We start from the raw sequence: 22,448 nt of genomic DNA on the forward strand, positions 1-22,448 counted from the left end.
GGCTAAGATATTCGCCGGTTTTTTGTTATCTGACGCTGAGTTAGCTAGCGGCGTGGGAAATTTTATTACCCAGTTTCTGCACATCTTCGCCAAAGCCGCGCGTGGTGTTACAGCCGCTTAATGCTGCCGTGACCAGTAGCGCGACTACGATTGTTGTTATACGTTTCATCATCGTTACCCGCAGGTGGTTGATAAACAGGTGTGATAAGTTTCTACTTTGTCATAACCGCAGGTAAAAATTCAATCCTCGTATAGCCTGAACCAGCTGATATCGTTTGAAATTATGTTGCTACCTATGTGTATGTGCTCTGATCTGACTCTGTTAATGCACAGAGCTAAACCTGATTTGAACGGCAGCTATTGCCAGGAGCGGACGTTGCTAGCATCTGAATGTACTAATTCTGCGGGGGCTGGTCATCTTCTATAATCGATGATTCGTATTGACAGATATAAGCAGGTAAAATATGGTTAACGCTTTGTAAAAAATGATATCTAAAATTAGCAACCCTTTTAAGATTATGAGAATTTTAATGAAAAAAATTTTACTGTGCGGGCTTGTACTGGCTACTTCCTCATGTGCTGACTTTCCGAAAAATATTGGCGATCAGATGAAAGCAGTGAATGAGGCACTCACGCCTAAAACGTCGAACGCTGTGCAGACGACGTCTACAAGAAAAGTCGGCACTATCACTAATGACCAATGCAAAAACAGCGTTGGGCAAACGCGATCTTACTTCGAACAATTAGTTGGATTTAAGCTTAATGAAAGTAATTCATCCGGCTACACGTCCTTCTCTGAGACTTACAATCTTAAAATATCCGATCGTAAAGATCGCTTCGGTGGTAACTTAGCAATTTGCATCATCTCTATCGATCCACAGTCTAATAAAGTCACGACATTCTCGATGCCGACATAATATCAATGCAGACATCTAACCGGGGTATATTATTTTCCCCGGATATTTTTTCAATCTCTTACATAAAATTAAAATAACTATTCAACGGCATTGACCCTTATTTCATCGGGCATAGCTATCGCGTTGTTGTTTTCTGTACATCCGCAAATAGATAGCATATTACGGAAATTCCCTAAACGTTGTATTTAAGCTGTGCAGGTGGGAGACATTTTAACAAACGCCAATCTATATCAGCAGCCCTGATATTCTTACATTCATTGTCCGCTTAGTGTCAGGTGCAGATGTAGTAGTCATTTATAATGTGTTCATTAACAGGATAGGTGTGTGGCAGGCCAGCCACACTCTTGAAAAGTAATACTTCCTTCTGGGACCTCATTTCCCTCCCCGCGCCAGTTGCTGAGCCTATGTACTTCGCGCAAGAGCGGACGTTATGCTAATCAATGATGGGGTGGTCAGGCTGGAGAGTACGTTTAGCCAGTTTCTTTTGAAGTATTATGACCATTACGGGAAATCCAGATGCGGCTAATGCACTTATAACCAACAGCCTGTTTAGATTTTGCGTTGTTATTCCCTGATCAGGTAGTAATAAGGAAGACAAAAAGAATGCGAGAGTTGTTATCAGGAACATCATTGCTGTCTGTAGTGAAGAAAAACTGGCTCGTTGTTCATCCTCAGGATACTGGACAGCAACCGACGAAGCGGAAACAAGTCGGCTATATGAGGCTCCAAGAAATAAGCTTATAAATAGAACGGCATTATGATAGCCCATTGCCGGAATCAGCAAACTTGCTATAAAGAATAGCGTTGAAATTGTTGCCAACATCAGAGCAGATAAATGCGATGTCAGAACACCTGTTATTTTTGTAGACAGATAACCTGCAATTCCCCCACTTAAGAACAATAAGGGTAATAGGTTTTGTTGTGCTCCCATATACTGCAACATTAATGGAGTCAAAATGGGAATAATGAGCATTGGACTAAATTGTACCAGTGCAGTACAAGAGGCGAAAAGTAAGGTTTGAGCATCAATAGATAGTTTGGCTTTCACGCCTGATTGAACCGTATCCTTGGGAATAATAAATACTATCAACGGTAAAGACAGCAGGCAAAGTGAACTGATTAACCACAGCGCAGTATGCCAACCATAGTGTGTGCACAAAAATAATATAGCTGGCATTCCGACGATACTTACCATCGAAAATGATGCAATCACCGTTGCCAGTATTTTTCCTCGCAAGTTTGCTGGGGCACAATTTATCAAAATACTCGTACCCACACCCATTGTCGTACCACCAACCAATCCTGCGCAAAATCGTAGTACCAGAAGCGTGCCAAAATGAGTAGTGAGTGTGGACAAAAATGTTAGTGCTCCCAGGAGCACCATATTCTTGATCAAGAATTGTTTTTTATTAAACAGGTCGATCCAATAAAAAGCAACAATTCCAGAAAGGACAGCACCCAGTGTGTACATACCAGAGACATAACCAGAAAATGATACAGGAACCGAAAACTCGTCTGCCATAAAAGCAAAAACAGGCGTTAACGCCATGTACTCCAGCGCATTAGTGAACTGGATAAAAGCCATTACAATAGCTATCCGCATGAGGGCTTTATGATTAAACGTTTGTGTGACCAGTGGCATAGCAAGCAACCTGTGGATGAAAGATATCCGAGTTTAATCGATATCAATGGCGCGCATTACATGGTAAAAATGGTGCTCATTATTATCATATATGGGATAGTTGATGCGTCCGGCTCTTGATTTTAATACCCTGAAAGTGTTCACGGCTGTGGTTGAAAGAGAAAGTTTTGTTGGGGCATCGAAAGTCCTTGAAATGCCGGCATCAAATGTTAGTCGTTGTATTTCTCAGTTAGAAGAAAAATTGAATCTTCAGCTCATTGAGCGCAGCACTCGACATATGAAACTCACCCAAGCGGGGCACTTACTCTATACCCGAGCGAAGCCATTACTGGAGGCGCTTGAGCAAACTGAGACAGAATTAACGTTGCGGCAAATGCAACTCAAGGGCCCATTACGTATCTGTATTCCCAATGAAATAGGTCCTGCATTGCTGGGTTCTGTTGTTGCCGATTTTGCCTGTCAGTACCCGGATCTGGAGATCAGCTGTGTCACAAATTTGTCTGGTTTCGAATCCCTGCGGGATGATCTGGATTTAGCTATCATTATTACCCGTGGTCAGATGGATGACAGTGACTACATAGCCCGTCATCTGGTGACTATTCCTTGCACCATTGTTGCAGCCCCCTCCGTTATTCAGCGTTATGGCACCCCTTCTCATATCCAGCAATTTGAAGAATTACCCTGTATTACAACGGTAAGTGCACTGAAAGGCGCTCCCTGGCAGTTTGTCAATACAAAGGGGGGATTCGAGATAATTAAGGTTAAAGGGCATTATCGGGTAAATAGCGGAGAGATGGCAGGACGGGCTGCGGTATCAGGTGTCGGTTTTGCCATTCTATCGAAACAAGCCTGCCAACCCTACATTGACGATGGACGGTTAATCGAGGTTGAGTTTGAACAATCGGTAGCCCCATTACAATTGTTCGCAATTTATTCAGATCGGAGTTACTTGCCCGCCAAAACAAGATCGCTCATTGATTTCATACATCAGAAATTGAGCAATATATCCTTAGCAACATAAAGCAGCATTGAATCGCCACAGAGAGTACAGTTGTCACAATGAATCCCTACTTAACACAAAACGCCCGCTGTTCGCTCATTACGGCCTGTCAAATTTGATTGTGCTCTGTCCCGAAAATTGTTGTGCCTAATAGCGATAAACGCGTGTTCGTTGGCTTCCAGATCGCGCTGTGCTTGAGGTGTTAGCTTGGTTTTATCGGGTGGCTATTCGCGTTCTGTTTCTGATTTTTCGCAAGAACTCATCTTTATCCCACTCCTGTGGTTCTCCGCTGTTTTTCCCTTCAGCGATTAAGTGGCGCAGCGTTTGTAGATCTGACTCTGCCTGTTTTTCCCGTAGCATTCTCAGCGCTTCCCGAATAACTTCACTTTGCGTGCGGTAATCGCCTGATTCCACCAGCGATGCCACGTAATGGCGAAGTTCATCGCCAAGGTCAATTGTCATGGTTCTGGCCATCATGCCTCCGGTTCTCAGATGTAAGATTTATTCTTATCATAAGCGAGTAGCGTACTTAAAGATGAAATCGTCTCCTAGCGTCTAGTACAAGGAAAAAGGATTTCCGCACCGCGTACAAGCGGCGTTTGATGGGAAAGGGAGTCGGTTCGCAATAAGCGTTGTAAGACGAAAAATAGGAAGAGAAAGCGGTGGGCTGGTTTACCAGAGAAAAAAAGCCCACTGAATTGTTGCTACTCTTCCGCCAAAAACAGCTCCAGCAGAGAGTTCAGAAACAGTTTACCGTGTTCGGTGATTTGCCAGTGGGTTGCGGTTTCCGTGAGGTAGCCTTGTGCCAACGCCTGATTCAACTGCGGGCGAATGCTGTGCTCTTCCAGACCGGTGTACGCCGTGAAATTCGCACGTGGGGCGGCTTCCAGCAGGCGAAAGCGGTTCATGAAAAACTCAAAAGGCCGATCGTCGTTGGCGACATCGTGCTGCTTATCCATATACGTGCCCTGCATATAGCCACGCGGATGGCGGACTTTTACTGTGCGCAGGATGCGGCCATCGCTGAAAGTCAGCTTGCCGTGTGCCCCACAGCCAATCCCCAGATAGTCACCGAAGCGCCAGTAATTCAGATTGTGCTGGCACTGGTAGCCCGGTTTGGCATAGGCGGAGGTTTCATATTGCTCATAACCCGCTGCGCTCAGTAGCGCGTGACCCTGCTCGTAGATGTCCCACAGTGCATCATCGTCCGGCAGTGTAGGCGGGCGCGAGCTAAACAGGGTGTTGGGCTCGATGGTCAACTGATACCACGATAAATGCGGCGGGTTGAGCGCAATGGCCTGACGCAGATCGTCCAGCGCTTCGTCTAGCGATTGATCCGGCAGGCCGTGCATCAGATCCAGATTAAAGCTGCGCAATTTCAGACCGGTCGCTAGCTGTGCCGCGCGTTTCGCCTCATCCGGGCCGTGAATACGCCCAAGACGCGTCAGCTTTTGCGGATCGAAACTCTGCACGCCGATGGAGATACGGTTAATCCCCGCGCGCTGATAACCGCTAAAACGGTCGGCTTCGACTGTTCCGGGATTGGCTTCCATCGTAATTTCAGCATCTGGCGTTAACGGGATTCGCGCCCGAACACCATCGAGCAGCGCCTGCATCGCTTCCGCGCTTAGCAGGCTAGGCGTTCCGCCGCCGATAAAAATCGAGTGCAGTGTGCGGCCCCCCGCCAGCGGCAAATCGGCATCCAGATCCGCCAACAGATGATCGACATATTCCTGATGCGGCACATCGCCTTTCAACGCATGCGAGTTGAAGTCGCAATACGGGCATTTCTGTACGCACCACGGAATATGAATGTACAGGCTGAGCGGGGGAAGCTTAAGCATTGCGTAGCGTTTCCAACAGCAGGCGTAGTGCCTGACCACGATGGGACTGCGCGTTCTTCTCTTCACGCGTTAATTCTGCCGCCGTTTTACCCAGCTCAGGGACGAAGAAGATAGGATCATAACCAAAGCCACCGCTGCCAGAGGCTTGGTGTGTCAGCACACCCTGCCAACTGCCGTGGCAGACAATCGGTGTCGGGTCTTCAGCATGGCGCAGATACACCAGCACGCAATGGAAGCTGGAGCGGCGTTGTTCATCCGGTACATCTTTTACTGTTAGCAGTAGCTTATCCAGATTTTGCTGGTCGCTGGCCTCTGCGCCCGCGTAGCGTGCCGAGTAAATGCCTGGTGCGCCGCCCAGCGCATCGACAGCCAGCCCTGAGTCATCGGCAATGGCCGGTAACCCGGTGATTTGCGCCGCATGACGTGCTTTCAGGATGGCATTTTCGATGAAGGTCAGGCCCGTTTCTTCGGCAGAATCCACGCCCAGCTCGGTTTGAGCCACAATATCCAGACCGAAATCGGCCAGCAAGCTGGCGAGCTCGCGCACTTTACCGGGGTTTCCGGTAGCCAAAACCACTTTTTGCATCGTCTTGTCCTGCGTATTTATTCAATGAATTCCGCGACGTCAGCCGGGATGTGCTGCGGATGGGTAATTCTAATCTGTTTATGGCGCCCGAGTTCTCCTTTTTCAATCACAACCAGACTCTTGGCGACTTTAAACTGTTTGGCGAGGAATTTGGTTAGATGGGCATTGGCTTGCCCATCAACCGGTGGAGCGGTGATGGCGACTTTCAATTCGTCGCCATGCAAACCCACGATCTGATCGCGGCTGGCTTTCGGCTGAATATAGAGCCGAATCACCAGTGCATCGCCGTGGCGGGTAATTGCACTCACAGCAGGAACCACAGCCCCGGAAACAGGTCCATGCCCAGATAGTTGAGCATATACAGAATCAGAATGACGGCCATGGCAGAGAAATCAATGCCGCCCATAACAGGAATAATGCGGCGGAGCGGTGCCATTAGCGGCTCGGTCAACTGATGCAGCAGATACTCAATGGGGCTACGACCCTGGCTGACCCAGCTCATGATGGAACGGATAATGATGACCCAGAAGACCAGATAGCCAGCGGATTTAATCAGCGAAATGAGCCCGACCAGCAGGTTCATCGGGCTAAGGGAAATCGCGCCAACCTGAATCAACAGCAGTAACGGATATTTGATCGTCGTAAGGATAAAGGCCAGCAGCAATGAGGCGCTGTCAATCGGCCCCAGCGACGGCAGAATCCGGCGCAACGGCCCGACAATTGGCTGGGTGATTTTGACGACAAACTGCGACAGTGGATTATAGAAATCACTGCGTGACCACTGCATCCAAATGCGTAGCAGCAGGACCATTACATAAAGGTCGACCAGCGTTTTGACCAGAAAAGTCAGGGTGAGCATAAGTACGTCTTTTCCTTAATAAGATAAAGAATCGGGGATGCCGCTTTTGATTAAAAAAGCGTTTCCATTTCCTGTGCGCGAGCAATTGCCGCCTGCATGGCCTCGGCCACGGTTTGCGTCAAGTGCTGTTCATTAAACACTCGCAGGGCTTCTGCCGTGGTGCCGCCCTTGGAGGTGACATTTTCTCGCAGCGCCGACAGTGGTGTATCGGGATTGGCTTCAACCAGCGCGGCAGCGCCCGAGGCGGCCTGTTGCACCAGCAGGCGAGCGGTTTCCTGATCGAACCCTTGGCGAATGGCTTCCTGCTGCATCGCTTCCATAAACAGGAAGAAATAGGCCGGTGCGCTTCCCGCTGCGGCGATCACGCTATTAATACCTTGCTCACTATCCACCCAGCAAATTTTACCGACGCTTTGCATCAGCTGTGCGGTGAAGTCTTTATCGGCCTGACTGACGGACGCGGAGGCATACATTCCGCTCATCCCTTTTCCGACCAGAGACGGTGTATTGGGCATAATGCGCACGATATTTAGCGGCTCACCCAGCAGCGCCTGAAAACGGGCGATGTTGATTCCCGCTGCAATCGAGAGCACTAGCTTACCCGCGAAATTGACCTGTTGATGTAACGGTTCACAAACTGTCGCCATCATTTGCGGTTTGACGGCCAGAACAATGACGTCTGCTTCCTGAGCGCAGCGTGCATTATCTGCGCTGCTGATGACGCCATATTGTGCAGCCAGCGCATCGCGGTTTTTACCAGAAGGCGCGCAAACGCTGATGTGTTGAGCGGGATAACCGCCGTTGACCAACCCGGCGATAATGGCCTGCGCCATATTTCCGGCACCAATAAACGCTATTTTACGTTGTTGCATCTGCATTATCGCTGATCACCTGTTCCGTTTGTATTCTGTCTAAAGATGACGTGCTGTTCAGGGCGTGCCTGCTGTTTATGCGCTCTTGACTGACTGCTTATGCTTTTGGGGATGAATAGTCTCGCGCGCCAAAGACTGCCGTACCGATGCGCACCAGCGTGCTGCCTGCGGTAATCGCCGCACGCATGTCATCCGTCATCCCCATAGAGAGTGTATCAATATGCGGATAATTTACTGACAATGTTTGGAACAGTGCTGTCATTTGTTTAAACACAGCAAGCTGCCGCTCGTGATCGGTTTCCGGTGCCGGAATAGCCATTAACCCGCGCAGGCGCAGGTTAGGCAAGGCGGCGACGCTGGCGGCGAGTTCCGTAAGTTCATCCACCATAATGCCGGATTTACTCTGTTCGTTGCTGATATTAATCTGCAACAGAACATTTAATGGCGGCAACGTGACCGGGCGTTGTTCACTCAGACGCTGCGCGATACGCAGGCGATCCACGGTGTGAAACCAGTCAAAATTCTCAGCCACCAGTCGACTTTTATTGGACTGTAATGGGCCGATAAAGTGCCATTCCAACGGCGTGTCCGATTGGTTTTCCTGGAAATAATGAATCTTCTCCACGCCTTCCTGGACATAATTTTCGCCGAACGCACGCTGACCTGCCGCGATAGCTTCTTCGATCGCGCTCACAGGTTTGGTTTTACTGACTGCAAGTAGCGTAATTTCTTCTGGTGCCCGTGCGCATTGCTGCGCGGTGGCTGCGATTTGCTGCCGGATGTCCTGTAGATTCTGCTGGATTGTCGTCATGGTTATTCAGGAGGTTAATCTATGGAATTGGATGAATGGGTGGTGCGTAGTGTAAAACATAATGCCTCGGATCTGCACCTTTGTAGCGGGCATCCACCAGTGTTACGTGTGGATGGGCGGCTACAGCCTGAAAATACCTTACCATGTTTAACGCCGAAGCAGGTGGCACAATGGTGCGATGCCTGGCTAGAACCGACTCAGCAAGAGCAGCTACGGCTGGTAGGGCAGGTAGACGGCGCGTTAATGTTGCCAGGCGGCCAGCGCCTGCGGGTAAATGTGTTTCGCCAGCGAGAGGGGTTGTCTGCGGCTTTACGCATTATCCCGTCCGTTCAGCCTTCATTGGATGAATTACATGCTCCACCCGTGCTCTCGACGCTACTGGAGAAACCGAACGGGCTGATCTTGATTACCGGCGCGACGGGCAGCGGTAAATCCACGACGCTGGCGGCGATGGTCGGGGCGTTAAACGACAGCAGCGATCGCCACGTGATTACGCTGGAGGATCCGATCGAGTTTATTCATGTCAGCCGACGTTGCCTGATTCAACAGCGGGAGATCGGTGCGCACAGTGCTTCTTTTGCGCAGGCGCTACGGGCGGCATTGCGGGAAGATCCTGATGTCATTCTGCTGGGGGAATTGCGCGATACGGAGACGATTCGGCTGGCGCTGACAGCAGCGGAAACGGGCCACTTGGTGCTATCAACGCTACATACGCGCAGTGCATCACAGGCGGTCGACCGTTTGATTGATGTCTTTCCCGGAGAAGAGAAAGCCTATGTTCGCAGTCAGTTAGCAACCTGTTTGCAGGCGGTGGCAACGCAAAAGCTATTGCCCGCAGCGCAAGGTGGTCGCATCGCACTTTATGAAGTGCTGACCGCCACAGCGGCAGTCAGCAACCTGATTCGTGAGGGAAAAACGCACCAGCTTCCTGGCCTGATTCAAACCGGAGCCGGTGCGGGGATGCAAACGTTCGAACAAAGCTACCAGCAGCGCTGTCGGGATAGGCTTATTTCACACAGTTGCGCCCTTGCCGTTTAGCTGCGTAGAGATTTTCATCGGCTAACTGAATCCAGTCTTCAACGGAAGCAAGATCGGAACGGTAAGCCGCGATCCCTGCACTGATCGTGAAATGCAGATTCTGGCGATCGTATTCCAGCGTATGTTGCTCAATCGCTTTACGAATACGCTCGATAGCCATGACGGCGGTTTGATAAGGGACATCTTTTAGCAGGATGATGAATTCCTCTCCCCCAATACGGGCGACCAGATCTTCCTGACGTAATGACATACGCATCAGCATCGCCAGCTCTTTGAGAACGGCATCGCCAGCCAGATGGCCGAATTGGTCATTAATGCTTTTGAATAAATCGATATCGATAATCGCCAGACAGCTTTTATCTGCGTGCGGGCTTTGCTGCCTGAGTTGGAAAAACGCGCGGGCTTGCTCGAAGAAACTGCTGCGATTCGGCAGTCCAGTGAGAAAATCATGGCCTGCGTTAAAGCGGAGAGACGCTTCTATCTGCGTGCGTTCATCCTCAAGTGAACGTGCGTGAATAATGATACCGAGTGTTTTTACCAGCGGTGCCAGTAGCTCGATCATTGTTTGATCGTAACCTTCCTGACGGTTGGCTAGTGCGATCATCCCGATTGCTTTGCCGTTGTGGGTGATAGGAATGCCGAGCAGGGAATACAGCGCAGGATGTATGGGGGGAAGATCCCGACCAGCCTTTTGCCTCAATAGATTATTGGTGCACACCACCGTGTTGTGAGTCACTACATGGCCAAACAGGTTATCAAGTTTACGCAGCCTCAGGCCGCCGTGAGTTCTGCGCTGGTGTCTGTACCAGATTAGGGTTTCTTCATCCCAGGCAAGGTTGGAAATCGCAGGAAGATAGAGCGACTGGCCGTCTTCATCTTCCTGCAACGTGGCGATAAAACCGAAGTTGCTGTTGGTCACGTCAAGCAATCGTTCAAAGACTTTATCGCAGGCTGAAGGCAGATTATGGTCGAGCAGAAAGCTGTCATGAACGGATAGCAGGATATCGAGAATGATGCCTTGCTGATGGGCTTTCTTTTCGGTTTCGACATTTTGTGTGATGTTGTGGGCATATTTAATGATTTTTCTCACATTCCCTTCACTATCCATGACCGGACTGTAAGTTGCCTGTATCCAGAATGAATGGTTTCCTTTACCCAGTCGGTGGAAGCGCCCGCTGACAGGGTGGCCGCGATGCAAGGTTTCCCAAAATGTTTGATAGTCGGCCTGTTCGGTATAAATGGGATCGCAGAGTGATTTGTGATGCAGACCGAGAATTTCCTTTGCTTCATAGCCTGTCAGTATCAGGTAGTGTTTATTAACGTGGGTGATATAGCCGTCTTTATCAAATTCGATCACGCCTTGCGCATTTTCAATCGCATCCAGCTGTGCCCGATGTTCCGACATCAGACGCTTTTCCTGAGTAATATCAAGCGCCAGTTTTATTACACCAATTCGACGACCGGAATGATCAATAATGGGCGTATAAGCGGCGTGGAGCCAAATGATGTCTCCTTTTTGGGTTTTTCGTTGAAATTCCCCCGCATTAATATTTCCTTTGATGACATCGTGCCAGAAATGATCATGTTTTTGACGTTGTGCTTCTGGCAGAAAAAGTGTGTGACTTTTCTGAATAATGTCTTCTTTTTTATAGCCCAGCATTTTGCAAAAAAGAGGATTGGCTTCAATTAGCTTCCCTGCCAGGTCGAATTCGGCGATGGCATAGACGGAATCGAGCGCGTGTAGTTTGGCTTCATTGTCAAACCTGGTAATCAAATCAACATCAACTGACTGATTATTCATGTTTATCTCTGCCTATATTCTTTCTGTCTTTACCCTTGATTCGCTGTTGTCAGAGGCATTCGTTTTACCATGATGCCGTCTGCGGTGGTATCGGGTGATTGGCGGTCCCCCTTTTTCTGTGCGCTGAAATCAATGGGCTGAATTAATAAAATAGCGTGATATTAATTAATGTAATAAATATATTATAAATAAGTAATTAATGGTCTGAAACGCATAGCTAATGCTAGCAATAAGGGCTTTGTCTTTTTATTCAAAATGTTGATGAGATTATTCTGGTCACATTTATGCCGAAACCCTATTTATATGCTTATGTATAAAAACAGAGAATAGCGGTAAAAAAATAATACTCAAATTATTTGAAAGTATAACGTGTGAAATGGGTTTTTTTTAAAGTACTTTTCTGCCTGCTCTCATTATTTATTCGGCTTTTTAGGAGATGCACGAGAAAAGAAACGGGAAACGGGAGCTATTCTGCGTCATGCTGGTGGTCAGTATGGGAGTTGACCACCAGCGGTGCAAGATTAGGAAAGGCGAGGCTCTACCTGAAACAGCGCCATGGACCGCATCAACTGTTGAGGCTGTTGCTCTAACGATTGCGTGGTCGCGGATGAGGCTTTGATGAGTTGCGCATTGTGCTGAGCCACTTTGTCAATCTGCGTGAAGGCGACGTTCACCAGCTCGATACCGCGATGCTGTTTTGGCTGGTCAAATTCGTTCCCGACGAATTTGTCCTTCTCTTGTCGCGTTACGATGCTGATCGCTGAGCATCGCCCTAAAGAGCCAACGCGTTGCGTTGTTCAAAACGTTAACGTTTTGTCCTGCAACTCGAATTACTTGGGGGTATAGATTTGGTGGGTGCAACGAAAGAGAATACGTTATCTGTGTTGCGGTGAGATAAAATTAAAAAGATATGGCAGATGTAAAAGGGGGGAGTGAGCAGGATACGGCCCGACAACCTCTCGTAACGCAAAGGGTATAAATAATTAGCCGTAGTGTTTGTGCCTGGTTTATTATCTGACAATAGCGTTGGTTTTTCAGGGGCGAACTCAATGCGCCTGTCAATGATACCCAGAGGTATCCGAGGTTTATGTGCAGTTAACAAGTTTTACGGATTATGGCTTGCGGGCGCTGATTTACATGGCGTCACTGCCGAGCGGGAAAATGACCAGCATTTCGGAGGTAACGGAAGTGTATGGCGTGTCTCGTAATCATATGGTCAAAATTATCAATCAACTTAGTCGTGCTGGGTTGGTGATGGCCGTGCGCGGTAAGAATGGCGGTATCCGCCTCGGAAAACCGGCAGAAACAATCCGAATTGGCGATGTCGTGCGCGAGTTGGAACCGCTCACGTTGGTCAACTGTAGCCATGAGTTTTGCCACATTACGCCAGCCTGTCGCTTGAAACAGGTGCTTCAACAGGCGGTACAAAATTTCCTGCATGAGCTGGATCAATACACGCTGGCTGATATGGTCAAAGAAAACCCGCCGCTTTATAAATTATTGTTGGTTGAATGAATTTCGTTCAGCCTCCTGCTGATGACAACGGAGGAACCACAATGTCACAAGATCCATTCCTGGAACGAGAAGCAGAAAAATACGAATCCCCCATCCCCAGTCGTGAATATATTTTGGCGCACATCGCCAAGCGCGATACCCCGATTAGCCGGGAAGAATTAGCCGCCGATCTGCAATTAACCGGAGAAGAAGCCCTCGAAGCGCTGCGCCGTCGTCTGCGTGCAATGGAGCGTGACGGTCAGCTTATTTTTACCCGCCGCCAATGCTATGCGTTGCCGGAGAAGCTCGATTTGCTGCGTGGCACGGTGATTGGTCACCGCGATGGCTTCGGCTTCCTGCGTGTAGAAGGCCGTAAAGACGATCTTTATCTGTCGGCTGAAGAGATGAAACGGGCGATTCACGGCGATGTGGTGCTGGCACAGCCGCTGGGTGCCGATCGTAAAGGTCGTCGCGAAGGGCGCATTGTACGCGTGCTGGAACCACGTACCGGACAAATTGTCGGCCGCTATTTTGTCGATGCCGGTGTCGGGTTCGTGGTACCGGATGATAGCCGCCTGAGCTTTGATATCCTAATCCCGAAAGAAGAAATTAACGGTGCTCGCATGGGCTTCGTTGTGGTGGTTGAACTGACGCAACGTGCAACGCGCCGCACGAAAGCGGTCGGTAAGATTGTCGAGATCCTCGGTGACAACATGGGCACCGGGCTGGCGGTAGATATCGCCCTGCGTACCCACGATATTCCGCACACCTGGCCATCGCAAGTGGAAGAGCAGGTGAAGGATCTTTCCGAAGAGGTGCCGGAAGCCGCGAAAAAAGGCCGTGTGGATCTGCGTAAGCTGCCGCTGGTCACGATTGACGGCGAAGATGCCCGCGATTTCGATGACGCCGTGTACTGTGAGCAGAAACGTGGCGGTGGCTGGCGCTTATGGGTTGCGATTGCGGACGTGAGTTATTACGTTCGGCCGAATACGCCGCTCGACCATGAAGCGCGGGCGCGTGGCACGTCGGTATATTTCCCGTCGCAGGTGGTACCGATGCTGCCGGAAGTGTTGTCGAACGGATTGTGTTCGCTCAACCCGCAGGTCGATCGCCTGTGCATGGTCTGTGAAATGACCGTCTCCTCGCAGGGCAAGCTGTCGTCTTACAAGTTTTATGAAGCGGTGATGAGCTCACACGCGCGTCTGACCTACACCAAGGTGTGGAATATTCTGCAAGGCGATGCTGAGCTACGTGAGCACTACAAGCCGCTGGTGGGCGGGCTGGAAGAGCTACACCACATGTACAAAGCGCTTGAACATGCGCGTGAAGTACGTGGCGGCATCGCGTTTGAAACCGAAGAAGCGAAGTTTATTTTCAATGCCGAACGCCGTATCGACCGTGTGGAAGCGGTGGTGCGTAACGATGCGCACAAGCTGATTGAAGAGTGCATGATTCTGGCGAATATCTCCGCTGCGAAATTTGTGGAGAAGAACGAAGAGCCCGCACTGTTCCGCGTACACGATCAACCGAGCGAAGACCATGTATTAGCCCTGCGCAGCGTGCTGGGCGAGCTGGGTCTGACGCTGAAAGGCGGAATGAAGCCACAGCCGAAAGATTACGCAGAATTGATGAATGAGTTGGCTGACCGTCCCGATCGGGAAATGCTGCAAACTATGCTGCTGCGTTCAATGAAACAGGCGATTTATGACCCGGAAAACCGGGGACACTTCGGACTGGCATTAACGTCTTACGGCCACTTCACGTCGCCAATTCGTCGTTATCCTGACCTGTCGCTGCACCGTGCTATTAAGTATCTGTTGAGCGACCGTCATGAGCGCTGGACGTCAACGGGCGGCTGGCATAGCGACATTAACGAGATGCTACAGCTAGGCATGCACTGCTCGATGACGGAGCGTCGTGCGGATGAAGCAACGCGTGACGTCGCGGATTGGCTGAAGTGCGACTTTATGCAGGATCACGTTGGCGAAGTCTTTACGGGGATTATCGCCAGTGTGACCGGTTTTGGTTTCTTCGTGCGCCTGAAAGATCTGTTTATCGATGGGCTGGTGCATGTTTCCACGCTGGATAATGACTACTATCGCTACGATAATATCGGTCAGCGACTGATTGGCGAATCGCGTGGGCAGGTTTATCGCCTGGGGGATGAAGTGGAAATCCGCGTTGAAGCCGTGCATATGGACGAGCGCAACATTGATTTTGCGTTGATCTCCAGTACTCGTAAGGTGCGCGGTGAAGGTAAAACGGCACGTGATCGTACGAAGAAGCCAGATTCGCGTGAGGCTAAGCCAAGCCGACGCCGTCGTAGCCCAAGCAAAGCTGCCGCAAACTTTGAGCCGGATGCCGCATTCCGCAAAGAAGGCGATCGCAACGCGACGTCGGATAAACCAAAAGTGAAGCCGAAAAAGAACCGCGATAAAGCGCAAAAGAACGCGGAAAAAACGCGTAAAATCGCCGCTGCTACCAAGGCTAAACGCGCGAAGAAAAAGTCCGCTGAGTAAGGTTAGCTAACCCCACGTCTCCTCGGTGAAGAGGGGACGTGGGTAACCTCTATCTCTAATGAACAGGTTCTGCCTGTTATGGTTAATTTGAAGAGTATTAATGAGCGAAATTATTTACGGTATCCACGCGGTTAAGGCACTGCTTGAGCGTGATCCACAGCGTTTTCTGGAAGTCTTTGTTCTGAAGGGACGTGACGATCGTCGCCTTCAACCCGTCATTGCCGAGCTGGAAGCACAGGGCATCGTTATTCAAGTGGCCAATCGGCAATGGCTGGATAAGCAGGCTGAAGACGCGGTGCATCAGGGGATCGTAGCGAAGGTCAAAGAAGGGCGGAAATATCAGGAAAACGATCTGCCTGCTATGTTAGACCATCTTGAAACGCCTTTCCTGTTGATATTGGACGGCGTGACCGATCCACATAACCTGGGCGCTTGCCTGCGTAATGCGGATGGCGCCGGCGTACATGCGGTGATTGTGCCGCGCGATCGTTCTGCGCAGTTGAATGCGACGGTGAAGAAAGTGGCCTGTGGCGCGGCAGAAACCGTACCGGTTATCTGCGTGACCAATCTGGCTCGTACGATGCGCCTGTTGCAGGAGCGTAATATCTGGATCGTCGGCACGGCGGGTGAAGCGGATCATACACTGTACCAAAGTAAACTGATCGGGCCGTTGGCGCTGGTGATGGGCGCGGAAGGGGAAGGGATGCGTCGTCTGACCCGTGAGCACTGTGACGAATTAATCAGCATTCCGATGGCGGGCAGCGTGACTTCATTGAATGTGTCTGTTGCTACTGGCGTGTGTTTGTTTGAAGCCGTTCGCCAGCGTGGCGGATGAATTTTATCTATTAAGAGGAACTTATGCCGATACTCAATGCGTTGTTAGCGTTTGCATCCTATTTCTTTATCGGGTTTGCCATGGTGCTAGCCTTTTTATTTATCTACACCCGCGTTACGCCGCATGATGAATGGGCGTTAATTAAAAAAAACAACGGCACAGCAGCGATTGGGTTTGGTGGGGCGTTGATTGGCTATGTGATCCCACTTTCCAGTGCGGCGATTAATTCGGTGAGTCTGGTGGATTACATCACCTGGGGTGCGGTTGCGCTGGTGGTCCAATTGCTGATCTATTTTGCTGTGCGTCTGTATATGCCGCGTCTCAGCCAGCATATCCAGAATAACGATATTGCCTCTGGTGCCTTCCTTTGTGCCGCTTCGCTTAGCGGTGGGATCCTGAATGCGGCGTGTATGTCGTATTAATCTGTCTCAGCATGATGATACCGGGAATCTTCCCGGTATTTTTTTACATTATATCCTGCGGATTCAACGATACAGCACGGCTCGTGCGGACCACAAACCAGGGAGTGTTGCGGCCTCGGATTTCAGTACAATCACATAATAGTGCGCGCCAGAGGTATCAGCTTTTTGTTGAATGGCTCGCTCTGCGTCGTCCCCATTCCCGCGTACGGTAGCGGAGATCGTACCCATTTTTTCTAACTGGCTGGTTTGCGCGTAACGAATTTCGAGTGCGTGCTCCGCAGGTGGAGGTGCCGCGACAGGCTTCCCTTGTATGAGCTGACAGCCAGACAGTATCAGTATTAAAGGTAAGAAAAGTATCCGCACGATATTCATCGCTTCAGCCAGATAGGAATAGGTAGCGAGAGTGTATCGCTATCATTGGGATGACGGCACTCTCTTTAGTAAGAGGGAAACTAACAGCAGGCAATGAGATGCCCACCCGTTAGTTGAGGTTAACGCGAGGTGACTGGCGTAAAATCTTCGCCCTTGAAAACTTTTACCGGATTGCTGCGTTCTATCTGATGATGGAACGCCGGATAGAAGCGCTGTTGTGAAAAAAGCGGCACCGATGGGGTAACCACGACCCGGATGCAAATCTGGCATACCGGCCACACGTACCATATCGGGAAGTTGTGATGTAATTTGGAGCTGTTGCTTTATCTTCAATCCAGGTATTTTCCGTCGCGATCACACTGACGCGCGCCGAAATCGAGCGAATAGCATTGCCTATAGATCATCCTGCTGATCAATTTAAAAATAGGGTGAGGCAGGCTACAACTGGGGGGATAACGCAAAGCGGAAAAGAATGCGGAATTATCCCGAGGTGTCCTGCAAAGAATCAGAGTAATTGTTGTCATGATGTCGTCTCCTTTGTCAGTGGGGTGGGGGAAACGCCGGCATAATACTCAAGTGATGGCCACAGCGTAATACGCTTGTCTTGCGGGAAGTATGCCTTTACCTATCCGCAACGGCACTATGTTTCAATGTGCAATCACAAAGTACAAATATTCATTTCTGTTATTTGCATTGAACAACGTTATTTTTGTGTTTTCATAGAATAAAGAATGAGCTCAGATGAGGTGACTCGTATCTAAGGAGGGGCTGATGGTTGAAATGTCACTGGATAAACTCGGCAGCGGTATTGAAGCGATCCACGCGGCGCCTGTGGGAAGAAGGGAACAGCCTCTACCGACGATTTTTTTCTACCATGGTTACATGTCGTCTAAAGAGGTGTACTCGTATTTTGGCTATGCGCTGGCTCAGGCTGGGTTTCGGGTGATTTTGACCGATGCGGCAATGCATGGTGCAAGATATGACGGGGATGAAGCGCACCGGCTGCGTCATTTCTGGGACATTCTGCAATCGAACATTGGAGAACTTCCTGGCTATGTCGAGGAATATCGGCAGCGCGGCCTGATCGACGGCGAACGTGTTGGCGTTTGCGGTGCGTCGCTTGGGGGAATGAGCGCGCTCGGGTGCATGGCTCGCTATCCCTGGATTACTGCGGTGGCTGCATTTATGGGCTCCGGCTATTTCTCCACGTTGTCATCAACGCTATTTCCTCCGGTTCCGGCCGATCGTGAGGAAAATAAGGCGGTATTGCAGGCATTAGCGACCAAACTGGCTGATTATGATGTCATCACGCGTCTGGATGCGCTGTCCAATCGGCCGCTGCTTGTGTGGCATGGCGAGGCGGATGATGTCGTGCCAGCGGCAGAAAGTGCACGTCTCCATCAGGCACTACAGGCGCGCGGTACACTCGCCAATCTGACGTTTCTGACCGAGCCGGGTGTGGCGCATCGTATTACGCCGACGGCGTTGCAGGCGGGAGCTGATTTCTTCAAGCGGACGCTGTAATTCCACGTTGATTCTGTAAATATCACAACGTAGAAAACTCCTGTGTTTCTTCCTTGTGTTCTTTAATGTCGGGCACTATACTTACGCGTCATTTTTTCAGCCGCACACATACACGTTCCTTGCCTCCACGGGCCGCGGTTGACCCAGACAGGAGGCTGAATAATCCGTAAGGAGCAATTCGATGCGTCATTACGAAATCGTATTTATGGTTCATCCTGACCAGAGCGAACAGGTTCCGGGCATGATCGAGCGCTACACTGCTACCATCACTGGTGCGCAGGGCACGATCCACCGTCTGGAAGACTGGGGCCGCCGTCAGCTGGCTTACCCGATCAACAAACTGCACAAAGCTCACTACGTTCTGCTGAACGTTGAAGCGCCGCAGGAAGCGATCGATGAGCTGGAAACAAACTTCCGCTTTAACGATGCCGTTATCCGCAGCATGGTTATGCGCGTTAAGCACGCGGTAACTGAAGCATCTCCAATGGTGAAAGCGAAAGACGAACGCCGTGAGCGTCGTGAAGATTTCGCTGAAGCTGGCGATGATGTGGATGCAGGGGATTCTGAAGAGTAATTGTTGTGGTGACGGTGAATCGTCTGGTGTTGTCCGGCACAGTGTGTAAGACGCCCATTCGTAAAGTCAGTCCGTCAGGTATTCCTCACTGTCAGTTTGTGCTTGAGCACCGCTCGACACAGGAGGAAGCCGGATTAAGTCGGCAAGCATGGTGTCGTATGCCCGTGATTGTCAGTGGACTCTCGTCACAAGCAGTTACCCACAGTATAACGGTCGGCACGCAACTTACCGTGCATGGATTCATTAGCTGCCATCAAGGGCGCAATGGTCTGAGCAAGATAGTGTTACATGCCGAGCAGATTGAATTGATAGATTCTGGAGACTAGCCACATGGCACGTTATTTCCGTCGTCGCAAATTCTGCCGTTTCACCGCGGAAGGCGTTGTAGAGATTGATTATAAAGATATCGCTACGCTGAAAAACTATATCACTGAAAGCGGCAAGATTGTTCCGAGCCGTATCACCGGTACTCGTGCAAAATACCAGCGTCAGCTGGCCCGCGCTATCAAGCGTGCGCGTTACTTGTCTTTGTTGCCGTACACTGATCGTCATCAGTAATCGGCCACTGTCCATTAACGAGACTTTGAGAGGATAAAGTAATGCAAGTTATTCTGCTTGATAAAGTAGCAAACCTGGGCAGCCTGGGTGATCAGGTAAACGTTAAAGCGGGCTATGCTCGTAACTTCCTGGTGCCACAGGGCAAAGCTGTCCCGGCAACCAAGAAAAACGTTGAGTTCTTCGAAGCACGGCGTGCTGAACTGGAAGCCAAACTGGCTGACGTTCTGGCTGCTGCTGAAGCTCGCGCTGCCAAGATCAAAGAACTGGGTAGCGTTACCATCGCGTCTAAAGCAGGCGACGAAGGTAAACTGTTTGGTTCCATCGGTACTCGCGATATCGCTGATGCGGTAACGGCTGCCGGTGTTGACATTGCTAAGAGCGACGTTCGCCTGCCGAACGGCGTTCTGCGTACTCTGGGTGAGCACGTAGTAAGCTTCCAGGTACACAGCGATGTCTTTGCTGAACTGAATGTCGTTGTTGTTGCTGAAGCGTAATTCACCTTTATCGTTGAATTAACACTTTAGTTAACATGTGAAACGCTGGCCTTGTGCCAGCGTTTTGCATTTTAGGGATCGGGAAATGACCTATCATTACCTATACCTAAAAAGCAGGCCGGAGGCCGCATGTCTGACTTGATTCATCTCACCCGTGTTTATGACGCTCACGCCCCTTTCTCTTCCCCCACTTTTCTGATTGACCGTCTGTGGCCGCGTGGGATCAGCAAAGCGCGTCTGGAGGGCGTTGAGTGGTTTAAAGACATCGCGCCGAGCAACGAGTTGCGGAAATGGTTTCACGCCGAACCTGAACGCTGGTCGGAATTTGTGGATTATTATCGTAATGAGTTAACGCAGGGCTCGGCGTGCGGCAGGCTGTTGGCGTTACTTGAACAGAAGCAGGCAATCACGCTGCTTTATGGCAGCAAAGACGCGCAGCACAACCATGCTATCGTCCTGCGCGACTTTCTATTGGAACGACTGGCTTGTTAGCGTGTGCGGGTGAACGCGCCATCCGCACCGCGGGTGAACCGAATCGTCTGGTTTGCCGTCGTTTCGATTTCCAGCTCCGCGATCATGCCTTGTGCATTCAACTGTAATTTGACTTCCTGACCCGCCCGTAAATTGCTGAGTGGCTTATCCCTGCCTTCCACTTGTGCCATAGCGAACACATCGCTGACGGGCAGATTATTATCACGAAAGAGCTGCGCCAGTGTTTGCCCCGCGGCGATCTCATACTGCCGCCATGGCGCGGATGACTGCGTCGGAGGCGGGGGCGTGACAGACTGATGCTGTGGTGTTGAAGGCTGGTTTTCAATAATCACGGCCTGCATCGCCGCTTGATTATCCGCCTGGGTAAGAGGAACCGGTGTGGTATGGGCTGGCTGCGAATGTTGCGCACTGTAAGGCCAGAGCAGCACGATCAACAGCAGAGCGATGACGATTAAAATCCAGCGACGATGGAGGGGAGGCAACGGTTCCATCCAATGGTAGCCGTCAGGCAGATGCCAGACTTTTCGTAGCGAGACACCAATACGCTCACGCAGGGAAGGGGGAGACTGACGCTCCTGCTCTTCGTGCTCCTCGTCGTTTTCTACCGCTACAGCATTTGAGGGCTGCCGCTGGATAATTCGCTGGCAGAAGCGTACTAGCGTTTGATAATCCCAGGTGGTTTTCCGCTTCCTGGGCGCAATTCTGCCCATGGTGACCTCTCTTACTACAATTCAGAATAAAAACAGTCAGAATAAAAACATCAGCATAAAGAACAGTGCCAGTGTAAAAACTGCATCAGATAAAAATGATGCGATTACCATGCTATACCAAACCACGCTAGACCAGTAACCAGGCCGCGTCGGCATAAAAACCGTATCAGGATAATAACGCAATCCAGTATACCGATAATCTGCATTAACTGACCAGTTAACGCGTTGATGATTAAGGCAAGCCGTACGCCAGAAACATCAGAACTATCAGTATAGGCCAGCTTCCCGTAATGGTTTGGCTGGCGTGCGGTTAACGTGATTACCTGCACACAGGATTTTACCCCAATCCCTGTCGCTGTTATGCTGCGCTTTCAGTTTTTTACAGATTAAAAGGAACATCCATGACAACTCCTTCTTTTGATAGCGTCGAAGCGCAGGCAAGTTACGGCATCGGCTTACAAGTTGGTCAACAGTTACAGGAATCAGGTCTTGAAGGTCTGATCCCAGAAGCTCTGCTTGCGGGTCTGCGCGATGCGCTGGAAGGTAATGCGCCAGCGGTGCCTGTGGATGTGGTTCATCGTGCGCTGCGTGAAATTCATGAGCGTGCTGATGCGGTGCGTCGCGATCGTCAGCAAGAGCTGGCGGTAGAAGGCCAACAGTTCCTGGCTGAAAACGCACAAAAAGAAGGAGTGAACAGCACGGAATCTGGTTTGCAATTCCGCGTGTTGACTCAGGGTGAAGGTGCGATCCCGGCTCGTCAGGATCGTGTGCGTGTACATTATACTGGTCGCCTGACTGACGGCAGCGTGTTTGATAGCTCCGTACAGCGTGGGCAACCTGCTGAATTCCCGGTAAGCGGCGTGATCCCAGGCTGGATTGAGGCGTTAACGCTGATGCCGGTCGGTTCCAAATGGGAGCTCTATATTCCACATAATCTGGCGTATGGTGAACGTGGTGCGGGTGCTTCCATTCCGCCGTTCAGCGCACTGATTTTTGAAGTGGAACTGCTGGAAATTCTGTAAGTTACAGACAGAAAAAGGCGCTCATTGAGCGCCTTTGTTGTTTTTACTGAATGGTTTTACTG

At 50.3% G+C, this 22,448-nt stretch carries 27 protein-coding genes and 2 pseudogenes; 15 read left to right on the forward strand and 14 right to left on the reverse strand.

What is annotated here, in order from left to right; translation table 11 throughout:
• Window positions 1–40: 40 nt before the first annotated feature.
• Window positions 41–169, reverse strand: coding sequence for an entericidin A/B family lipoprotein (locus KP22_RS11560; RefSeq protein WP_081923409.1), 129 nt, complete (start codon window positions 167–169; stop codon window positions 41–43).
• A 361-nt stretch (window positions 170–530) separates the two neighbouring features.
• Between KP22_RS11560 and KP22_RS11565 the strand changes: the two genes are divergently transcribed.
• Window positions 531–917, forward strand: a complete 387-nt coding sequence (locus KP22_RS11565) for a hypothetical protein (RefSeq protein ID WP_011095138.1) — start codon at window positions 531–533, stop codon at window positions 915–917.
• A 433-nt stretch (window positions 918–1,350) separates the two neighbouring features.
• Here the strand turns inward: KP22_RS11565 and KP22_RS11570 are convergent, their stop codons facing one another.
• Complete coding sequence (locus KP22_RS11570; protein WP_039324382.1) at window positions 1,351–2,559, reverse strand: MFS transporter; 1,209 nt, start codon at window positions 2,557–2,559, stop codon at window positions 1,351–1,353.
• A 103-nt stretch (window positions 2,560–2,662) separates the two neighbouring features.
• Here KP22_RS11570 and KP22_RS11575 point away from each other — a divergent pair, with 103 nt between their 5' ends.
• Window positions 2,663–3,580 (forward strand): LysR family transcriptional regulator, encoded by a 918-nt coding sequence (locus KP22_RS11575; protein ID WP_039324385.1) that lies wholly within the window; start codon window positions 2,663–2,665, stop codon window positions 3,578–3,580.
• A gap of 192 nt (window positions 3,581–3,772) precedes the next feature.
• Here KP22_RS11575 and KP22_RS11580 read toward each other — a convergent pair whose 3' ends face one another.
• From KP22_RS11580 to KP22_RS11610, 7 genes are all read right to left on the reverse strand, one after another.
• A complete protein-coding gene (locus KP22_RS11580; protein WP_231566886.1) occupies window positions 3,773–4,036 on the reverse strand; it encodes a type II toxin-antitoxin system ParD family antitoxin in 264 nt (87 codons plus the stop codon).
• 227 nt (window positions 4,037–4,263) lie between these two features.
• A complete protein-coding gene (gene hemW, locus KP22_RS11585; RefSeq protein ID WP_039306540.1) occupies window positions 4,264–5,403 on the reverse strand; it encodes a radical SAM family heme chaperone HemW in 1,140 nt (379 codons plus the stop codon).
• Window positions 5,396–5,989, reverse strand: a complete 594-nt coding sequence (gene rdgB / locus KP22_RS11590) for an RdgB/HAM1 family non-canonical purine NTP pyrophosphatase (protein ID WP_039324388.1) — start codon at window positions 5,987–5,989, stop codon at window positions 5,396–5,398. Before rdgB ends, hemW begins: the two co-directional genes overlap by 8 nt.
• Window positions 5,990–6,006: 17 nt before the next feature.
• A complete protein-coding gene (gene yggU, locus KP22_RS11595; RefSeq protein WP_039306544.1) occupies window positions 6,007–6,297 on the reverse strand; it encodes a DUF167 family protein YggU in 291 nt (96 codons plus the stop codon).
• Entirely contained in the window at window positions 6,294–6,848 is a 555-nt protein-coding gene (locus KP22_RS11600) for a YggT family protein (RefSeq protein WP_010295003.1), read from the reverse strand. The genes yggU and KP22_RS11600 overlap by 4 nt, the downstream gene beginning before the upstream one ends.
• Before the next feature lie 50 nt (window positions 6,849–6,898).
• Window positions 6,899–7,720, reverse strand: coding sequence for a pyrroline-5-carboxylate reductase (proC, locus tag KP22_RS11605; protein WP_039306759.1), 822 nt, complete (start codon window positions 7,718–7,720; stop codon window positions 6,899–6,901).
• A 97-nt stretch (window positions 7,721–7,817) separates the two neighbouring features.
• The gene (locus tag KP22_RS11610; RefSeq protein ID WP_039306545.1) at window positions 7,818–8,531 is read right to left on the reverse strand and encodes a YggS family pyridoxal phosphate-dependent enzyme; all 714 of its coding nucleotides are present in this window, start codon (window positions 8,529–8,531) and stop codon (window positions 7,818–7,820) included.
• A 21-nt stretch (window positions 8,532–8,552) separates the two neighbouring features.
• Between KP22_RS11610 and KP22_RS11615 the strand changes: the two genes are divergently transcribed.
• The gene (locus KP22_RS11615; RefSeq protein ID WP_039324391.1) at window positions 8,553–9,569 is read left to right on the forward strand and encodes a type IV pilus twitching motility protein PilT; all 1,017 of its coding nucleotides are present in this window, start codon (window positions 8,553–8,555) and stop codon (window positions 9,567–9,569) included.
• Here the strand turns inward: KP22_RS11615 and KP22_RS11620 are convergent.
• Both KP22_RS11620 and KP22_RS22765 read right to left on the reverse strand, forming a co-directional pair.
• Window positions 9,538–11,370: a sensor domain-containing diguanylate cyclase gene (locus tag KP22_RS11620; RefSeq protein WP_039306548.1), complete on the reverse strand. Its 1,833-nt coding sequence runs from the start codon at window positions 11,368–11,370 to the stop codon at window positions 9,538–9,540. The genes KP22_RS11615 and KP22_RS11620 overlap by 32 nt on opposite strands.
• A 521-nt stretch (window positions 11,371–11,891) precedes the next feature.
• Window positions 11,892–12,068, reverse strand: a pseudogene (locus tag KP22_RS22765) (methyl-accepting chemotaxis protein); the annotation flags it as partial.
• Here KP22_RS22765 and KP22_RS22890 point away from each other — a divergent pair.
• The 5 genes from KP22_RS22890 to KP22_RS11645 all read left to right on the forward strand — a co-directional run bounded on the left by KP22_RS22890 (window position 12,003) and on the right by KP22_RS11645 (window position 16,640).
• Window positions 12,003–12,134, forward strand: a complete 132-nt coding sequence (locus tag KP22_RS22890) for a hypothetical protein (protein WP_280513137.1) — start codon at window positions 12,003–12,005, stop codon at window positions 12,132–12,134. The pseudogene KP22_RS22765 and the gene KP22_RS22890 sit on opposite strands and share 66 nt — an antisense overlap.
• Before the next feature lie 325 nt (window positions 12,135–12,459).
• Window positions 12,460–12,885 (forward strand): nitric oxide-sensing transcriptional repressor NsrR, encoded by a 426-nt coding sequence (gene nsrR, locus KP22_RS11630; RefSeq protein ID WP_005974824.1) that lies wholly within the window; start codon window positions 12,460–12,462, stop codon window positions 12,883–12,885.
• A 41-nt stretch (window positions 12,886–12,926) separates the two neighbouring features.
• A complete protein-coding gene (rnr, locus tag KP22_RS11635; RefSeq protein ID WP_039306549.1) occupies window positions 12,927–15,383 on the forward strand; it encodes a ribonuclease R in 2,457 nt (818 codons plus the stop codon).
• Window positions 15,384–15,483: 100 nt separating this feature from the next.
• Window positions 15,484–16,218: a 23S rRNA (guanosine(2251)-2'-O)-methyltransferase RlmB gene (gene rlmB, locus KP22_RS11640; RefSeq protein WP_039324399.1), complete on the forward strand. Its 735-nt coding sequence runs from the start codon at window positions 15,484–15,486 to the stop codon at window positions 16,216–16,218.
• 23 nt (window positions 16,219–16,241) lie between these two features.
• Window positions 16,242–16,640: a DUF350 domain-containing protein gene (locus tag KP22_RS11645; protein WP_039306553.1), complete on the forward strand. Its 399-nt coding sequence runs from the start codon at window positions 16,242–16,244 to the stop codon at window positions 16,638–16,640.
• A 63-nt stretch (window positions 16,641–16,703) separates the two neighbouring features.
• Here the strand turns inward: KP22_RS11645 and bsmA are convergent, their stop codons facing one another.
• The gene (bsmA, locus tag KP22_RS11650) at window positions 16,704–17,012 is read right to left on the reverse strand and encodes a biofilm peroxide resistance protein BsmA (protein WP_039306555.1); all 309 of its coding nucleotides are present in this window, start codon (window positions 17,010–17,012) and stop codon (window positions 16,704–16,706) included.
• Between the two features lie 197 nt (window positions 17,013–17,209).
• A pseudogene (locus KP22_RS22775) lies at window positions 17,210–17,409 on the reverse strand (RNA ligase RtcB family protein); the annotation flags it as partial.
• Between the two features lie 374 nt (window positions 17,410–17,783).
• On the opposite strand from KP22_RS22775, the gene yjfP reads away from it, so the two are divergent.
• The 6 genes from yjfP to KP22_RS11675 all read left to right on the forward strand — a co-directional run bounded on the left by yjfP (window position 17,784) and on the right by KP22_RS11675 (window position 20,654).
• A complete protein-coding gene (gene yjfP / locus KP22_RS11655; protein WP_039324401.1) occupies window positions 17,784–18,536 on the forward strand; it encodes an esterase in 753 nt (250 codons plus the stop codon).
• Window positions 18,537–18,717: 181 nt separating this feature from the next.
• Entirely contained in the window at window positions 18,718–19,110 is a 393-nt protein-coding gene (rpsF, locus tag KP22_RS11660) for a 30S ribosomal protein S6 (protein WP_005974793.1), read from the forward strand.
• 5 nt (window positions 19,111–19,115) lie between these two features.
• Window positions 19,116–19,436, forward strand: coding sequence for a primosomal replication protein N (priB, locus tag KP22_RS21735; protein ID WP_015841576.1), 321 nt, complete (start codon window positions 19,116–19,118; stop codon window positions 19,434–19,436).
• 4 nt (window positions 19,437–19,440) lie between these two features.
• Complete coding sequence (gene rpsR / locus KP22_RS11665) at window positions 19,441–19,668, forward strand: 30S ribosomal protein S18 (protein WP_005974788.1); 228 nt, start codon at window positions 19,441–19,443, stop codon at window positions 19,666–19,668.
• A 41-nt stretch (window positions 19,669–19,709) separates the two neighbouring features.
• Complete coding sequence (rplI, locus tag KP22_RS11670) at window positions 19,710–20,162, forward strand: 50S ribosomal protein L9 (RefSeq protein WP_039306559.1); 453 nt, start codon at window positions 19,710–19,712, stop codon at window positions 20,160–20,162.
• A 129-nt stretch (window positions 20,163–20,291) separates the two neighbouring features.
• Entirely contained in the window at window positions 20,292–20,654 is a 363-nt protein-coding gene (locus tag KP22_RS11675; RefSeq protein ID WP_039306562.1) for a DUF488 domain-containing protein, read from the forward strand.
• Here KP22_RS11675 and KP22_RS11680 read toward each other — a convergent pair.
• Window positions 20,651–21,364, reverse strand: coding sequence for a LysM-like peptidoglycan-binding domain-containing protein (locus tag KP22_RS11680; protein WP_039306564.1), 714 nt, complete (start codon window positions 21,362–21,364; stop codon window positions 20,651–20,653). The two genes, KP22_RS11675 and KP22_RS11680, sit on opposite strands and share 4 nt — an antisense overlap.
• Window positions 21,365–21,765: 401 nt before the next feature.
• Between KP22_RS11680 and bamJ the strand changes: the two genes are divergently transcribed.
• Complete coding sequence (gene bamJ / locus KP22_RS11685; protein WP_039306565.1) at window positions 21,766–22,386, forward strand: BamJ family beta-barrel-assembly machinery protein; 621 nt, start codon at window positions 21,766–21,768, stop codon at window positions 22,384–22,386.
• Window positions 22,387–22,448: the final 62 nt, after the last annotated feature.

This window comes from Pectobacterium betavasculorum (assembly GCF_000749845.1).
In the GTDB taxonomy this organism is placed as follows: Bacteria; Pseudomonadota; Gammaproteobacteria; order Enterobacterales; family Enterobacteriaceae; genus Pectobacterium; species Pectobacterium betavasculorum.

Excerpts from the sequence above, each read along its gene's own strand:
- KP22_RS11580 (WP_231566886.1), bottom strand. The coding sequence starts at position 4,036 with ATGATGGCCAGAACCATGACAATTGACCTTGGCGATGAACTTCGCCAT.
- KP22_RS11575 (WP_039324385.1), top strand. The coding sequence starts at position 2,663 with ATGCGTCCGGCTCTTGATTTTAATACCCTGAAAGTGTTCACGGCTGTG.
- rplI (WP_039306559.1), top strand. The coding sequence starts at position 19,710 with ATGCAAGTTATTCTGCTTGATAAAGTAGCAAACCTGGGCAGCCTGGGT.
- KP22_RS11610 (WP_039306545.1), bottom strand. The coding sequence starts at position 8,531 with ATGACGACAATCCAGCAGAATCTACAGGACATCCGGCAGCAAATCGCA.
- bamJ (WP_039306565.1), top strand. The coding sequence starts at position 21,766 with ATGACAACTCCTTCTTTTGATAGCGTCGAAGCGCAGGCAAGTTACGGC.
- rlmB (WP_039324399.1), top strand. The coding sequence starts at position 15,484 with ATGAGCGAAATTATTTACGGTATCCACGCGGTTAAGGCACTGCTTGAG.
- rdgB (WP_039324388.1), bottom strand. The coding sequence starts at position 5,989 with ATGCAAAAAGTGGTTTTGGCTACCGGAAACCCCGGTAAAGTGCGCGAG.
- KP22_RS11675 (WP_039306562.1), top strand. The coding sequence starts at position 20,292 with ATGTCTGACTTGATTCATCTCACCCGTGTTTATGACGCTCACGCCCCT.
- KP22_RS11645 (WP_039306553.1), top strand. The coding sequence starts at position 16,242 with ATGCCGATACTCAATGCGTTGTTAGCGTTTGCATCCTATTTCTTTATC.
- proC (WP_039306759.1), bottom strand. The coding sequence starts at position 7,720 with ATGCAACAACGTAAAATAGCGTTTATTGGTGCCGGAAATATGGCGCAG.
- KP22_RS11570 (WP_039324382.1), bottom strand. The coding sequence starts at position 2,559 with ATGCCACTGGTCACACAAACGTTTAATCATAAAGCCCTCATGCGGATA.
- rnr (WP_039306549.1), top strand. The coding sequence starts at position 12,927 with ATGTCACAAGATCCATTCCTGGAACGAGAAGCAGAAAAATACGAATCC.
- rpsF (WP_005974793.1), top strand. The coding sequence starts at position 18,718 with ATGCGTCATTACGAAATCGTATTTATGGTTCATCCTGACCAGAGCGAA.
- KP22_RS11565 (WP_011095138.1), top strand. The coding sequence starts at position 531 with ATGAAAAAAATTTTACTGTGCGGGCTTGTACTGGCTACTTCCTCATGT.
- KP22_RS11600 (WP_010295003.1), bottom strand. The coding sequence starts at position 6,848 with ATGCTCACCCTGACTTTTCTGGTCAAAACGCTGGTCGACCTTTATGTA.
- KP22_RS11615 (WP_039324391.1), top strand. The coding sequence starts at position 8,553 with ATGGAATTGGATGAATGGGTGGTGCGTAGTGTAAAACATAATGCCTCG.
- yjfP (WP_039324401.1), top strand. The coding sequence starts at position 17,784 with ATGGTTGAAATGTCACTGGATAAACTCGGCAGCGGTATTGAAGCGATC.
- rpsR (WP_005974788.1), top strand. The coding sequence starts at position 19,441 with ATGGCACGTTATTTCCGTCGTCGCAAATTCTGCCGTTTCACCGCGGAA.
- KP22_RS11560 (WP_081923409.1), bottom strand. The coding sequence starts at position 169 with ATGAAACGTATAACAACAATCGTAGTCGCGCTACTGGTCACGGCAGCA.
- hemW (WP_039306540.1), bottom strand. The coding sequence starts at position 5,403 with ATGCTTAAGCTTCCCCCGCTCAGCCTGTACATTCATATTCCGTGGTGC.
- bsmA (WP_039306555.1), bottom strand. The coding sequence starts at position 17,012 with ATGAATATCGTGCGGATACTTTTCTTACCTTTAATACTGATACTGTCT.
- KP22_RS11680 (WP_039306564.1), bottom strand. The coding sequence starts at position 21,364 with ATGGGCAGAATTGCGCCCAGGAAGCGGAAAACCACCTGGGATTATCAA.
- KP22_RS11620 (WP_039306548.1), bottom strand. The coding sequence starts at position 11,370 with ATGAATAATCAGTCAGTTGATGTTGATTTGATTACCAGGTTTGACAAT.